The sequence below is a fragment of the Staphylococcus sp. AC872 genome, assembly GCF_979255425.1.
Window position 1 is genome coordinate 15,749 of the sequence record NZ_CEEDKW010000009.1, and the last position, 13,778, is coordinate 29,526.

General features: G+C 32.7%; 11 protein-coding genes. 6 read left to right on the top strand and 5 right to left on the bottom strand.

Going from position 1 to position 13,778, the window contains the following annotated elements; translation table 11 throughout:
• Positions 1 to 21: 21 nt before the first annotated feature.
• Together ACZ267_RS11290 and ACZ267_RS11295 are read left to right on the top strand one after the other, a co-directional pair.
• Complete coding sequence (locus ACZ267_RS11290; protein ID WP_002465565.1) at positions 22 to 630, top strand: deoxynucleoside kinase; 609 nt, start codon at positions 22 to 24, stop codon at positions 628 to 630.
• 1 nt (position 631) lies between these two features.
• Positions 632 to 1,294, top strand: a complete 663-nt coding sequence (locus ACZ267_RS11295; RefSeq protein ID WP_002465571.1) for a deoxynucleoside kinase — start codon at positions 632 to 634, stop codon at positions 1,292 to 1,294.
• A gap of 93 nt (positions 1,295 to 1,387) precedes the next feature.
• Here the strand turns inward: ACZ267_RS11295 and ACZ267_RS11300 are convergent, their stop codons facing one another.
• The 3 genes from ACZ267_RS11300 to ACZ267_RS11310 all read right to left on the bottom strand — a co-directional run bounded on the left by ACZ267_RS11300 (position 1,388) and on the right by ACZ267_RS11310 (position 4,595).
• Positions 1,388 to 2,077, bottom strand: a complete 690-nt coding sequence (locus tag ACZ267_RS11300; RefSeq protein ID WP_079449072.1) for an HAD family hydrolase — start codon at positions 2,075 to 2,077, stop codon at positions 1,388 to 1,390.
• A gap of 228 nt (positions 2,078 to 2,305) precedes the next feature.
• Complete coding sequence (locus ACZ267_RS11305) at positions 2,306 to 3,382, bottom strand: branched-chain amino acid aminotransferase (protein ID WP_015365347.1); 1,077 nt, start codon at positions 3,380 to 3,382, stop codon at positions 2,306 to 2,308.
• A gap of 253 nt (positions 3,383 to 3,635) precedes the next feature.
• Complete coding sequence (locus ACZ267_RS11310) at positions 3,636 to 4,595, bottom strand: NAD-dependent epimerase/dehydratase family protein (RefSeq protein ID WP_002465556.1); 960 nt, start codon at positions 4,593 to 4,595, stop codon at positions 3,636 to 3,638.
• Positions 4,596 to 4,906: 311 nt separating this feature from the next.
• Between ACZ267_RS11310 and ACZ267_RS11315 the strand changes: the two genes are divergently transcribed.
• Positions 4,907 to 7,570 (top strand): 5'-nucleotidase C-terminal domain-containing protein, encoded by a 2,664-nt coding sequence (locus ACZ267_RS11315; RefSeq protein ID WP_079449074.1) that lies wholly within the window; start codon positions 4,907 to 4,909, stop codon positions 7,568 to 7,570.
• 56 nt (positions 7,571 to 7,626) lie between these two features.
• Here ACZ267_RS11315 and ACZ267_RS11320 read toward each other — a convergent pair whose 3' ends face one another.
• Positions 7,627 to 8,466: an SDR family oxidoreductase gene (locus ACZ267_RS11320; protein ID WP_002465581.1), complete on the bottom strand. Its 840-nt coding sequence runs from the start codon at positions 8,464 to 8,466 to the stop codon at positions 7,627 to 7,629.
• A 116-nt stretch (positions 8,467 to 8,582) separates the two neighbouring features.
• Positions 8,583 to 10,217, bottom strand: a complete 1,635-nt coding sequence (locus ACZ267_RS11325) for a ribulokinase (RefSeq protein WP_047210653.1) — start codon at positions 10,215 to 10,217, stop codon at positions 8,583 to 8,585.
• 208 nt (positions 10,218 to 10,425) lie between these two features.
• Here ACZ267_RS11325 and ACZ267_RS11330 point away from each other — a divergent pair, with 208 nt between their 5' ends.
• The 3 genes from ACZ267_RS11330 (at position 10,426) to ACZ267_RS11340 (ending at position 13,691) form a co-directional block, all read left to right on the top strand.
• A complete protein-coding gene (locus tag ACZ267_RS11330) occupies positions 10,426 to 11,493 on the top strand; it encodes an alcohol dehydrogenase catalytic domain-containing protein (RefSeq protein ID WP_015365351.1) in 1,068 nt (355 codons plus the stop codon).
• A 28-nt stretch (positions 11,494 to 11,521) separates the two neighbouring features.
• Complete coding sequence (locus ACZ267_RS11335; RefSeq protein WP_124747937.1) at positions 11,522 to 12,757, top strand: MFS transporter; 1,236 nt, start codon at positions 11,522 to 11,524, stop codon at positions 12,755 to 12,757.
• Positions 12,758 to 12,920: 163 nt separating this feature from the next.
• Complete coding sequence (locus tag ACZ267_RS11340; protein WP_047210652.1) at positions 12,921 to 13,691, top strand: DeoR/GlpR family DNA-binding transcription regulator; 771 nt, start codon at positions 12,921 to 12,923, stop codon at positions 13,689 to 13,691.
• The last annotated feature ends 87 nt before the right edge of the window (positions 13,692 to 13,778 follow it).

A 13,778-nucleotide genomic window follows, 5' to 3' on the forward strand; every position in this document is an offset into this window, starting at 1 on the left:
TTAACATTTGGAGAAGTGAATATGAATAAACCATTTATCGCAATTGAAGGTCCAATCGGTGTTGGAAAATCTTCTCTTGCTCACAAATTAAGTCAATCCTTAGATTTTTATGAAGAAAAAGAAATTGTCGATGAAAATCCATTTTTATCTGACTTTTATGATGACATTTCAAAATGGAGTTTCCAAACAGAAATGTTCTTTTTATGTAATAGATATAAACAGTTTAAAGATATCGAGTCACTTCACAAAGGTATAGTAAGTGATTATCACATTTATAAAAATAAAATCTTTGCTAAAAATACATTAGACCGTCATGAATTCAATAAATTCTCACGTATATATGACATTTTAACCGAAGATTTAACAATGCCAAATACAATAATCTTTTTAGATGCAGAATTAGATGTATTAAAACACAGAATCGCTAAAAGAAATCGTAGTTTCGAACATCAAATCGAAGATGATTATTTACTTGCTTTGAAACGTGACTATCATACTTTTTATAGTTCTTTAAAAGATAGTGATGTTCAAGTATTACACATCAACACGTCAAATATGGATTTTGTCAATAATGACAAAGATTATCAAGAGATACTTACTCAGGTAAAATCAATGATTGGAGATAAATAAAATGAATTCATTTAACATACCACAAGACGCCATAATCACAATTGCAGGTACAGTTGGTGTCGGTAAGTCTACCCTCACTCAAGCTTTAGCAGATAAGTTAAATTTTAAAACCTCATTTGAAAACGTAGATCATAATCCCTATTTGGATAAATTCTATCAAGATTTTGAGCGTTGGAGCTTTCATTTACAAATCTACTTTTTAGCAGAACGTTTTAAAGAGCAAAAACGTATGTTTGAGTATGGCGGCGGGTTTGTACAAGACCGTTCTATATATGAAGATGTAGATATCTTTGCCAAAATGCATGAAGAACAAGGAACTATGAGTAAAGATGATTTCAGAACTTATTCAGAACTATTTAATGCCATGGTCATGACACCTTATTTTCCAAAACCAGATGTTCTTATTTATTTGGAATGTGATTATGATGAAGTCATTGAACGTATCAAACAACGTGGTCGTGAAATAGAAATTGATACCAACCCTGAATATTGGCAAAAATTATTTGACCGTTACGATCATTGGATTAATAACTTTAATGCTTGTCCAGTCGTTCGCGTGAATATCAATGAATATGATATTCATAACGACCCCGACACACTAAATCCTATTATCGATAAAATTGCACATGTTATCGATACGTATCGTCAAGTTGACCCAAGATAATCAAAAACCAAATAGATAAGCTCCCAACATTAGTAACCACATCTATAGTGGCCACAAAGTCGGGAGCTTTTTTTTATTTAATAAATACTAACATTATTGTTTATCAAGCACTTGTTTAACTTCTTTAGCACTTTCAATGATGACATCCGCTTCGTGAAGTTCTTCTCTTTTAGCGATACCCGTTAACACACCAATACTCAATCCTAAATGTGCATTAATTGCGGTCTTCATGTCATTTGCGGTATCCCCTACAATCACTACTTGTTCTGGTTTAACATCATAAGCTTCGAATAATGGGTCTAATACTTTGGGACTCGGTTTTTCTTCAGCATGTGTTTCTGTTGAAATAACTAAATCGAATAAATCTTTTGATTGGGTTGCTTCTAAAAATTGAGTAACTCCTTTGTTGGTATCACTTGTTACAATACCTATTTTATAGCCATCTTGACGTAAGGCTACAATCGTATCATAAACACCATCTATCCAATGATTTTCTGGCTCTCTTGAGTCTACTAACTCTTGGCTCGTATTTCTTGTCCATTCAGAAGTATCTTGACCAGTAACATCATCAAAGGATTTAATCATTTCGCCTTGCGACCCTGAACCCATTACAGAATCTGGAACAATCTTATCATCTAGTATGCCTAATTGTCTGTGCGCTACTTCTTTATCATGAACAGGAAATGTATCTAACAATTTATCAACAAGACGTATACCAATTTTTTCCCAACTCTTATCAAACTCTATTAACGTGCCATCTTTATCAAACAGTATCCATTCCATTGATATCACTACACTCCATATTTTATTTTTGTTTCAATACGTATTATTGTAGTACAACCATAGTTAAAAATGTAGGAAAGTTACTTTTAAGTCGCTTCTTGGATTAAAAATAATTATTTTAACTATACGAATAATATTATAACTTTAACGCATATAATCGCTGTATTATTGTTTATTAAAAAAAAGCTAGAAACCTTTAATAAAGGCTCCTAGCAATAATTTAAAATTTTAGTATCTAGGCACTACAAAACGCCAACCGTGACGATCTTCTAGCGAACCATTTTGAATACCTGTATATTCATTATAAAGTTTTGTCGTAATTTCACCTGGTTCATTGTTGTTAATAACAATTTCTCTATCTTCATAACGTAAAGTACCTACTGGTGAAATTACTGCTGCTGTACCAGTACCAAATACTTCTGTTAACTCACCTTTGTCGTACGCTTCAAATAATTCGTCAATAGAAACTCGACGTTCTTCAACTTCATATCCTAAATCTTGCGCTAACTCGATAATAGATTTACGTGTAATACCTGGTAAAATACTACCATTTAATGCTGGTGTAACAATTTTTCCATTTTCAACAAAGAAGATGTTCATACTACCTACTTCTTCAACATATTTTTGTTCAACACCATCTAACCAAAGCACTTGGTCGTAACCTAATTTGTTAGCGTTCGTTTGTGCTAATAAGCTCGCAGCATAGTTACCTGCTACTTTAGCAAATCCTACACCGCCACGTACGGCACGTACATATTCGTCTTCTACATAAATTTTAGTGGATTTTAATGTGTCACCACCATAATAAGCACCTGATGGGGATAAGATAATTAATAATTTATACGAATGAGATGCTCTTACGCCAAGAATACCTTCAGTCGCAAATACAAAAGGCCGGATATATAATGATTGGCCTTCACCTTCTGGGATCCAATCACGTTCAACATCTACTAATTGTTTCAAACCTTCCAATAAGACATCTTCATCCACTTCTGGCATTTCCAAACGTGCTAAAGAATTATTAATTCGTTTAAAGTTTTCATCTGGGCGGAATAAAACAACTTCATCATTATATTTATATGCTTTCAAACCTTCAAATACAGCTTGACCATAATGTAAACCTTGAGCAGCTGGTGAAATTTCAAATGGTGCATAAGGCACTATTTTTAAATCATGCCAACCCTTATCAGCATCATAATCATAACTCAACATATAATCTGTAAAGTATTGACCAAATCCTAAATTCGAATTATCTGGTTTTTCTTTTAAAGTATCTCGTTTCTCAAATTTAACTTGTTCTGTCATGATAACGGCCTCCTAATATTGCTACCAATATAAATAGTTATACTAGATTATAGCAATCGTATATATACTATTCAATAAATTTTCCGAAAATTCAAACTAAATACTAATATGTATAATATATCTTAAGTAAAACACTATCGCTTTTATCTTACAAGTCAAGTAACTGCTCGAAGATAAAAAATCACTCCTTCTAATGTAAAAATAATTAGAAGGAGTAAAACTAACATTTACTACGTTATATTTAATAAGCAGATTATTTTGTTGCTTTTTCTTTAGCTTCAATAGCATCTAACATTAATTTAGTCATACTTTCTAAATCATATTTAGGATTGAAGCCCCATTCTCCACGTGCACAACTTGTATCGATACTATCTGGCCAACTTTTAGCAATACCTTCTCGTACAGGATCCACATCATAGTCTAACGTAAAGTCTGGATAATGTTCTTGAATAGCTTCTTTAACCATTTCTGGATCAATACTCATAGCACTTAAATTATAACCATTTCTAGTTTCTAATTTAGCACCATCAGCTTCCATTAATTGAATAATAGCTTCAATTGCATCGTCCATGTACATCATATCCATAAATGTACCTTTATCAATATAGCTTGTATAATGATTTTCTCTAACTGCTTTAAAGTATATTTCTACAGCATAGTCTGTAGTACCGCCGCCTGGTTCTTTAACATGTGAAATTAATCCTGGGAATCTTACACTACGTGTGTCTACACCAAATTTAGTAAAGTAGTACTGGCATAATAATTCTCCAGCAACTTTATTGACACCATACATTGTTGTAGGTTGTTGAATCGTTACTTGTGGCGTATTCACTTTAGGTGTTGAATCACCAAATGCGCCGATTGAACTTGGCGTGAAGAAATGTAAATCGTATGTACGTGCTGCTTCTAAAGCATTCATTAATCCACCCATATTTAAATCCCAAGCAAACATAGGGTTCTTCTCTGCAGTAGCTGATAATAAAGCAGCCATATGCATTAACGTATCAGCTTCGAAATTTTTAACTAATTCAAACATTTTGTCACGATCTGTTACATCTAGAATTTCAAATGGTCCATCATTTACTGGCGAATCAGCTTCTGGTTCTCTAATATCCGTAGCTAGTACATTATCTGTACCATAAATTTCTCTACATTTAACTACTAATTCTGTACCTATTTGTCCTAAGGCACCTGTTATCATAATTTTTTTCATTATAAATCTCCCCTTGTGTTTATAGAAAATTCGTTGTCTTTCTCGTGTGAACAAATTCTCGATTTACATCTATATTATAATATAAAAGCGTTTTCTTGTATATATAGTGAGTACAAAGTTAGAATTTCTAATTTTTGATATTAAACCAATATCTAATTATAAATTTAAATTTTTTAGGTACAATGTCATATACGTTAATCAAATATTAATAAACCTTAAAATTACAGTAAATTATGTTTATGCAATATTTTTATTTAAATTTTATATGCTAAAATTGACTTGTTATATTTTTGATTATTAAGGAGGCCAATATGAAGCGTCTATTTTTTTCATTTATTTTAATCATGTTGATTTGTTTAGGATTTATCAATCATCCTGTACAAGCAGCTGAAAATCAAAGTGACAATCAAAAGAGTAATACCACATCAACTCAACAAATAAATACAAGTAGCCAAGAATCAAGGCAAAAAGCCACCACAGAACAGCAACCTTCAAAAGATGATACTACGACATCGTTACCTGAAGATAAAACTAATAAAACGTCTTCTAATAATAACCATGAAAATCAGCAAAATATTTCTGTACATAATGAAGAACTAGCTAAGTATCAAAATAAAGCAATTGATACAAATACTCATAGAGATGACAACAATTCAACAGTTAAGAGTAATAAAAATACTACAAACATAACTTCTTATCATTCAAATACACAACACGAACAACCAAATTCAAATACCAAGGAACAAGTAGTAAATATTAACAAGAATTCAAATGCACCAAAGCAACAGTTAAAAGAACAGCAATCTTCAACTAAAAATCAAAGTAACAATGATAAAAATCATCAACAGCAGACTGATCAGAACAAGCAACTATATGTAACTTCTACACAAACACAAGAAAAAGCTAAGCATAATGATAGCTCGAAAACAGAAAGTACTAACAAAAATGAACATACAATTTTACATACTAACGATATCCATGGCCGCTTTGTTGAAGATGATGGAAAAGTTATTGGCATGCCTAAGGTTAAAGGTCTTAAAAATAAAGAAAAGCCCGATTTGTTATTAGATTCTGGTGATGCTTTCCAAGGCTTACCTGTCTCTAATAACTCTAAAGGCGAAGAAATGGCAAAGGCTATGAATAGTGCCGGCTATGACGCCATGACCTTAGGCAATCATGAATTTGATTTTGGATATGACCAACTACTTAAATTAAAAAAGCAACTTAACTTTCCAATGATTACTTCAAATGTTTATAAAAATGGTAAGAGTGACTTCAAACCATCAACAATTGTTAAAAAAAATGGCGTCCGTTATGGCATTGTTGGAGTTACAACACCAGAGACTAAAACTAAAACTTCACCATCGGCTGTTAAAGGTGTTGAATTTAAAGATCCACTGACAAGTGTAAAACATGCTATGAATGACATTAAAGATCAAGTAGATGTTTTTGTCATTTTATCTCATTTAGGTGTAGATCCTAATACTAAAAAAGAATGGCGTGGCGACTATTTAACAGATCAATTATCGAAAGATAAATCATTTAAACAATCTATCATTGTATTAGATGGACACTCTCATACTGTCATTGAAAACGGTAAATCCTATGGTAAAAATGTATTAGCTCAAACTGGAACTGCCTTAGAAAATGTCGGACGCATCCGATTCAATAGAGAGAATAATCAAACCAAAAATCTTAAAGCGGATTTAATCAACGTCGCTGACACAAAAAATATTAAGCCTGACACTAAAATTGAAAAACAAGTAAACAAAGCGAATGATGACTTCTTAAAAGCGACATCAACAGTCATTATTCCTAATAACAAAGTGAAACTTAATGGTGAACGCAATGTTGCCCGTACACAAGAAACAAATTTAGGTAATTTAATTACTGATGCAATGGAGGATTATGCTTCTAAGAAATTTAGCTATCGCCCTGATTTTGCTATTACAAATGGTGGAGGCATTAGAGCATCTATCGATAAAGGTAAAGTAACACAAAATGATATTATTACTGTTTTACCTTTCGGAAACTTAATATCTCAAATAAAAGTAAAAGGTTCCGATGTTAAAAAAGCTTTTGAACATAGTATAAGTGCACCTACAGAATCAAAAGATGGCAAATCACAATTAACGGCAAATGGCGGCTTCTTACAAGTATCTAAGTCTATTCGAATTGGATTCGATATTACTAAAAAGTCAGGCAATAGAGTTACGGATATTCAAATTCTTAATCATGATACTGGAAAATTCGAAAAGTTAGACCCAAATAAAACATATTATGTAGCAACAAATGATTTCACCGCTAATAAAGGTGATGGCTATGACATGTTTGGCGGTAAACGAGAAGAAGGTGTTTCTTTAGATGAAGTAGTTGCTCAATACATTAAAAATGCTAATTTATCTAAATATGATACCAACAAACCTGAAAGAATCATCAATGGTCAACTGTCTCAAAATAATAAACATAATGACAAAGTCGTTCCACTTCCAAAAACAAAAGACATTAAAACGACTTATTACCCTGGAAATAATGTAGCGACAATCTCATCACATCAAAGAAACCACTCAGATAAGTCGTCACGCAATCCGGTTAGTCGTATCGGTACCTATCAACCTAGCAGTAAAATAACTGCAGCGACTCAAAACAATACGCATCAGAATAATAAGCCATTAAATAAAAAGCAGATTGAAGCATCAAATCAAAGCTATGAACAAAACAAAACTAATATGTTTAATACACAATCAGCTTATCTGAGACACGCAACATCATACACTCAATCAAATTTAGATATCGTAAAATCTAACACTAAAGATATACAAAACATGTATAATGGAGAGCCTTCTCAACAATCGAAACATACAATTTCAACTGTACTTCCTAATACAGGAGATAGTAATCATTCTGATGTTATCGCGCTATTAATAGCGATAACTGGTATCACTTTATTATATTCACGTAAAAAATCTGCATAATATAAAGAAGGTCATGAGACAGTATTGCATGTCTCATGACCTTCTTATTACAATCTTTATTCCATTAAAAAATCTTTAAATGTTTGTGGTTTATCGTTAACTAAGTTTTCAAAATCGTTAGATTGTTGATCCAGTAATCCCCTTGCACCCGCTTCATACATGGATGCTAGAAGTGCTCCAAATCCTTTTGGTTCATCATACATATTTGCAAACGTCTCTAATGAAACAGGTTCATATTTAATTTCTGTTTGAGATACATCTGATAAAATATCTGCAAGCTCATACATATCATAACTATATCCTGATAATAAGTAACGTTCTCCCCATGTATCAGGATTTTCTATGATGGCAATGATACCTCTTGCAATATCATGTCTAGTTATATAATTAATTCGTCCTTCACCTACTGGATATATCAACTTATGCATATCCATTAATTCTGGAAGATACGGTTTCAATGGATCCATATACATTGCCATTCTGACATATGTGTAATCAATACCGCTTGAAGCAAGAAGACGTTCAGCATATCCAAAGTAAGGACTCATATGGAAAGGATTATTATGTTGATCAGCATAATATCCAATATAAATTATATGACTAACACCGCTTTGCTTTGCTGCACTAATTAGATTCTCTACTTCTGGAATTCTTTTAATAGATGGATGTATGATACTTGGTATAAAAATGACCGTATCCATATCTTGAAATGCTGTAATCATACTTTTTTCATCAAAATAATCTAATTGCCTTACAGAAACATTATCTCTCCATCGTTCTGGAACTTTCTCTAAATTTCTTACCCCTATATAAAATCGGTCAATACCATGTTCGATGGCTTGGCTAGTAATATGATGACCTAAATTTCCTGTAGCACCTGTTAACATTATATTCATTTCAGTCAGCTCCTTTATTTAAGACTAATACTTCTAACCACATAAATAAACTTATTGATACAAAAAACACTTAGTGAATTCAACTTCTCCAACTCACTAAGTGCTAAAATCTATTTTTATACTTCCATTAATTTACCCACATTACGCATGATTCTCGCTTTTTTATAACCATGAATATCATGCAATTCTTTATACGCGCTAAATAGTTTCTTATAGCGTTTCACTTTTTCAGGATCTGGCGTTACTTCATATAAAACAGGTTCTTTCATAGACTCAATTGCTTCATTTAACGTTTGATGTGCACCACCACAAACTGAACCAAGAATTGCTGCACCAATAGCAGGCGCATATTCACTATCTATTATTGTTACTTTTTTATTTAGTACATTTGCATAAATGTCCATCATTAGTGGATTTTTCTTAGGAATACCACCACAAGCAAAGACATCTTCAACATCCATATTCCAACTTTGGTATTGTTGCATAATCATTTTAGTACCAAATGCTGTAGCTTCTAAGTATGCACGGTAAAGTTCTTCATGTGTCGTTTGTAACGACATGCCAAATACACACCCTTTTAAGTTACTATCACTTAACACACTTCGGTTACCGTTATGCCAATCTAATACAATCAGACCACTTTCGCCAGGCATTTGATCTTTTACTTTCTCATTTAATAATTCAAAAATTGAAATATCTCTTTCATTCGCTTCATCGACATATGCTTTCGGTGATTGATTTGCAATATATTCAAAAAGATCACCTACTGCTGATTGTCCCGCTTCATAAGCATATAAATCTGGAATAATTGCACCTTTAACAGAACCTGAAATACCAGGCACTTGATGTTGTTGTTCATTTAACATAAGATGACATGTACTTGTTCCAATTACCATTGTCATTTGCTTGTCTTGTTGTGAACCAATACCTAATAAACTAGAATGTGCATCTATGATAAACGGACTTACTTTTGTTTTGGTAGAAAGACCCAATTTCTCTGCCATCTCTTCAGAAATTTGGCCAACTGTTTCGCCTATTTTAACAATTGGTGCGTCCACCTTTTCACGTACAACATCTGATAATTGATCATTTACTTTATCAAACAAATCATAATGGAATCCTTCATTTTCTTCCCAAAATGATTTAAAACCTAAACCACAATTAGAGCGAACATTTTGTCCTGTTAATTTATTAACAATCCAATCTCCAGCTTCCATGATATTAGCTGTTTTTTCTAACACTTCTGGTGCCTTGTTCATTACTTCCATAATTTTAGGAATCATCCATTCACTACTAACATTAAATCCATAGTAGCCTAACCATCTACTCTTATTATCTAATGCCGTTTGGAAAAGTTGATCCGCTTCTGCTTGAGCACCATGATGCTTCCATAGTTTTACATATGCATGTGGATTATTTTCAAATCCTGGTAAATTATGAATAGGTTCTAAATGTTCATCTGTAAACATAACTGTAGAAGAAGTAAAATCAATACCAATACCTACAATTTCTTCTGGGTTTATACCTGAAGATTCAATTAAATATGGCACACCCTCTTCTAAAACTTCCATATAATCATTTCCATTTTGAAGTGAGAAGCTATGTGGTAACTTAACTCCATTTAAATTCTTTTCAATTGTGCCATGTGTATATGGCTTTATATATTTATCTATTATTTTTCCATTTCTTGTATCAACTAAAAAAGCTCTTCCTGAGCCTGTTCCGTAATCTACTCCAATGCTATAACTCATAGTTATACCCCCATACTTTATCTACATCTCTTTAAGTAAGCGTTTTCCTAAATAATACGCATAAATGAACAATAAATCAATCATAAAAGTTCAAAAAGAACCAAAATGAACATTTTCGTACAAAAAATCATTGACACAAGCAACTGTAAGCGTTTACTATTGTTTACATAAATAAAAGTGAACAAGTATTAAAGGGAGATGAACAAAAATGAGCATTGAGTCAAAAGCTTATCGCCTAATTCAACCAGGCGAATTTGAATATACAACAATTAATCATGAGTTTAGAGATGGTGATGTTATTGTTAATCCTTCAAAAGCAAGTGTTTGTCATGCTGACCTAAGATATTACACAGGTAATAGACGTAAAGAAGCATTAGACAAAAAATTACCTATGGCTTTATTCCATGAAGGTATCGGTACTATTGAAGATTCTAAACATCCTGATTATCAAAAAGGAGATAAAGTAGTTATCGTTCCGAATATCCCTTCTCGTTTAAGAGCTGGTGAATTCGAAGAAACAGATTTATTAGATAATTATGATGAAAATGCCGTATTTATGGGTAGCGGCTATGATGGTATTTGCCAAGATAGAATGGTGGTACCTGGAGATAACATCGTGAAAATTCCAGACACATTAGATGAAGACGTCGCTTTATTAGCTGAATTATGTTCAGTGTCATTATTCCCAATCAATCAACTTAAAGAGATCACTACTAAATCTTCTCCACAAGTTGCAGTATTCGGCGATGGTCCAGTTGGTTATTTAGCAGCAACTGCACTTCATTATATATATGGTATTGAAAAAGAAAATTTAATTGTTTTCGGTGCTATCGAAGAAAAACTTCAATCATTCGAAAACTTTGCTACAACACATCTTGTATTTGATTATGATTTCAACAGTCATAAAGGTGTTCATACTGTATTTGAATGTTGTGGTGGTAAATTCTCTGAATCTGCAATTAACCAAGCGATTGATTTAATCGATAGACAAGGTCAAATTGTTTTAATGGGTGTTACTGAAGACCTAGTTGGTATTAATACACGTGACGTATTAGAAAAAGGTTTAACACTTTCAGGTAGTTCAAGAAGTACAAAACATGAATTTGAACAACTCATTGCTTCATTCGAAAACGAAGATTATCAACAAGCACTTAAAAAATTAATCCCTGATGATTACTATGATATCTATAGTACAGAGGATCTTAAAAAGGCGATGGATGATACTGCAGCACATAAAGGTTGGAAAAAAACATATTTAAGATATCACTGGTCATAAACCGTGATATCTAAGGGGAGATAACATAATGATGAACAAGACAACGTTTTTAGGTATGCCCAAACAAATCGTATGGGGTTACATTGGGATATTAATATTTATGATGGGAGACGGCCTAGAAATTGGTTGGCTAAGCCCCTATTTACAACACAATGGATTTAGCTCAAATGAAGTAAGTTGGTTATTTGGGTGCTATGGTATTACAGTTGCAATTGCAAGTTGGTTCAGTGGCGTTTTAGCTGAAGCATTAGGCGGTAAACGTACAATGTTTATCGGTTTAGTATTGTACATTATTGGAACAATATTCTTTGTTGGTGTGGCACTACCTTCTGAGAATTTAGCAATTATGTATCCTGCTTATGCATTAAGAGGTTTAGGTTATCCTTTATTTGCTTATTCATTCTTAGTTTGGATTTCATATCGTTCTGAACAACGTACGTTAGGTGCGGCTGTAGGTTGGTTCTGGCTCGTATTTACTGGTGGATTAAATGTGTTAGGTGCATTTTACTCTATCTTTGCGATTAAATACTTAGGTCATATTGGAACATTGTGGACTTCATTATTCTGGGTAGTTTTAGGTGGATTCTTAGCTATCGTCCTAAATAAAGATAAATTGCCTACTGATAAAAGCAATGCAAAAGCAAAATTAGCTGAAATGTTAAAAGGATTCACAATCGTTGTTGAAGAGCCAAAAGTATTAGTAGGTGGTATTGTACGTGTTATTAATACCACTGCACAATTCGCTTTCCCAATCTTCTTACCACTTTACTTAGAATCTTACGGTATCCCAACTTCTAAATGGTTAGCTGTTTGGTCAGCGATTTTCTTCGGAAATATCTTCTTTAACCTTATTTGGGGTATTATCGGAGATAAAATTGGTTGGCGTAATACTGTTATGATTTTCGGTGGTATCGGTAGTGGTATCTCATGTCTATTAATGGGCTATGTACCAATCTGGTCACACGGAAATATCATTTTACTTACAATTGTTGGTGTTGCTTGGGGTATCTTTATCGCAGCATATGTACCTTTAACTGCTTTAATTCCTTCATTAGTGAAGAAGGATAAAGGTGCTACCCTTTCAATTTTAAACTTAGGTGCTGGTTTACCAGTATTCGTAGGACCAATGATTGTAAGAATTTTCTTAGAACCTTTTGGTGACTTAGGTGTTATTTGGATTTTAGGCGTATTATACTTCATTAGTACAATACTAACTTACTTCATTAAAATGCCGAAAAGTCAACAATACGGTGAAACAGAATAAAACTCAATAATATAGAGGCTGTAGGCTAAGTATAAGATGGTCATTTCATTGTCATACTTTCATCTACAGCCTTTATTATGTATTTGATATACTATAATAAACATACATAAATCATGGATTATTTATATAATTTGAACAAAATTACTAGATGGAGACGGTGAATATGTTACCTGCCGAAAGAGAACAAAAAATTATATCCTATTTAACTAAATACAAAACTGCCTCAGTTCACACATTAGCTAAAGAATTTAATGTACACGATGCCACAATTCGTCGCGATCTTGTTAAACTCGAGCAATATAACCAAATTAGACGTACACATGGTGGTGTGGTGTTAAATAATGAAAATGTATATAGTGAGCTAAATTTCGATGAAAGACAAACAGAATATTATTACGAAAAGCTAGGTATTGGATACAAAGCTGCTGAGTTCGTTGAAGATGGAGATACACTTATTATCGACTCAGGTTCAACCACATTATTATTTGCTAAAGCTTTACTGCATAAGCAACATTTAACCATCATTACAAATGATATTCATATCGCTTCGATACTTCGTTCTTCTAACCATAAAGTCATCGTAACTGGCGGTACTCTATATCATAACAATTATGTACTAAATGGTTTAATTACGACACAAACACTTCAATCATTTAACTCGATGAAAGCTTTTTTAGCTACTCCTGCTATAGATGCGATCAAAGGTGTGACTCACTATAGTGAGGAATTTGTAGATGCTAAACGTCAAATGGTAAATCAATCAAAAGAAGTATATATGCTTACAGACAGTTCTAAATTGAATAAAATTGCTTTTTACCAAGTATGTCCTATTCATAAAATTACTGCTTTAATCACAGATCATCACGAAGACTTACATGAGTATAAGAAGACCATTCCAAATATGATTGCTATCGACCCTAAAGATTATCAATAAATGAGTCTTTCATTATATTGAAAGTACCATTAATCAATGTTATAAAGAAAGTAAGCACTTTCACATTTATACACTTTAAATGGTAAG

Excerpts from the sequence above, each read along its gene's own strand:
- ACZ267_RS11310 (WP_002465556.1), bottom strand. The coding sequence starts at position 4,595 with ATGAAAAAAATTATGATAACAGGTGCCTTAGGACAAATAGGTACAGAA.
- ACZ267_RS11305 (WP_015365347.1), bottom strand. The coding sequence starts at position 3,382 with ATGACAGAACAAGTTAAATTTGAGAAACGAGATACTTTAAAAGAAAAA.
- ACZ267_RS11325 (WP_047210653.1), bottom strand. The coding sequence starts at position 10,217 with ATGAGTTATAGCATTGGAGTAGATTACGGAACAGGCTCAGGAAGAGCT.
- ACZ267_RS11295 (WP_002465571.1), top strand. The coding sequence starts at position 632 with ATGAATTCATTTAACATACCACAAGACGCCATAATCACAATTGCAGGT.
- ACZ267_RS11340 (WP_047210652.1), top strand. The coding sequence starts at position 12,921 with ATGTTACCTGCCGAAAGAGAACAAAAAATTATATCCTATTTAACTAAA.
- ACZ267_RS11315 (WP_079449074.1), top strand. The coding sequence starts at position 4,907 with ATGAAGCGTCTATTTTTTTCATTTATTTTAATCATGTTGATTTGTTTA.
- ACZ267_RS11335 (WP_124747937.1), top strand. The coding sequence starts at position 11,522 with ATGATGAACAAGACAACGTTTTTAGGTATGCCCAAACAAATCGTATGG.
- ACZ267_RS11320 (WP_002465581.1), bottom strand. The coding sequence starts at position 8,466 with ATGAATATAATGTTAACAGGTGCTACAGGAAATTTAGGTCATCATATT.
- ACZ267_RS11290 (WP_002465565.1), top strand. The coding sequence starts at position 22 with ATGAATAAACCATTTATCGCAATTGAAGGTCCAATCGGTGTTGGAAAA.
- ACZ267_RS11300 (WP_079449072.1), bottom strand. The coding sequence starts at position 2,077 with ATGGAATGGATACTGTTTGATAAAGATGGCACGTTAATAGAGTTTGAT.
- ACZ267_RS11330 (WP_015365351.1), top strand. The coding sequence starts at position 10,426 with ATGAGCATTGAGTCAAAAGCTTATCGCCTAATTCAACCAGGCGAATTT.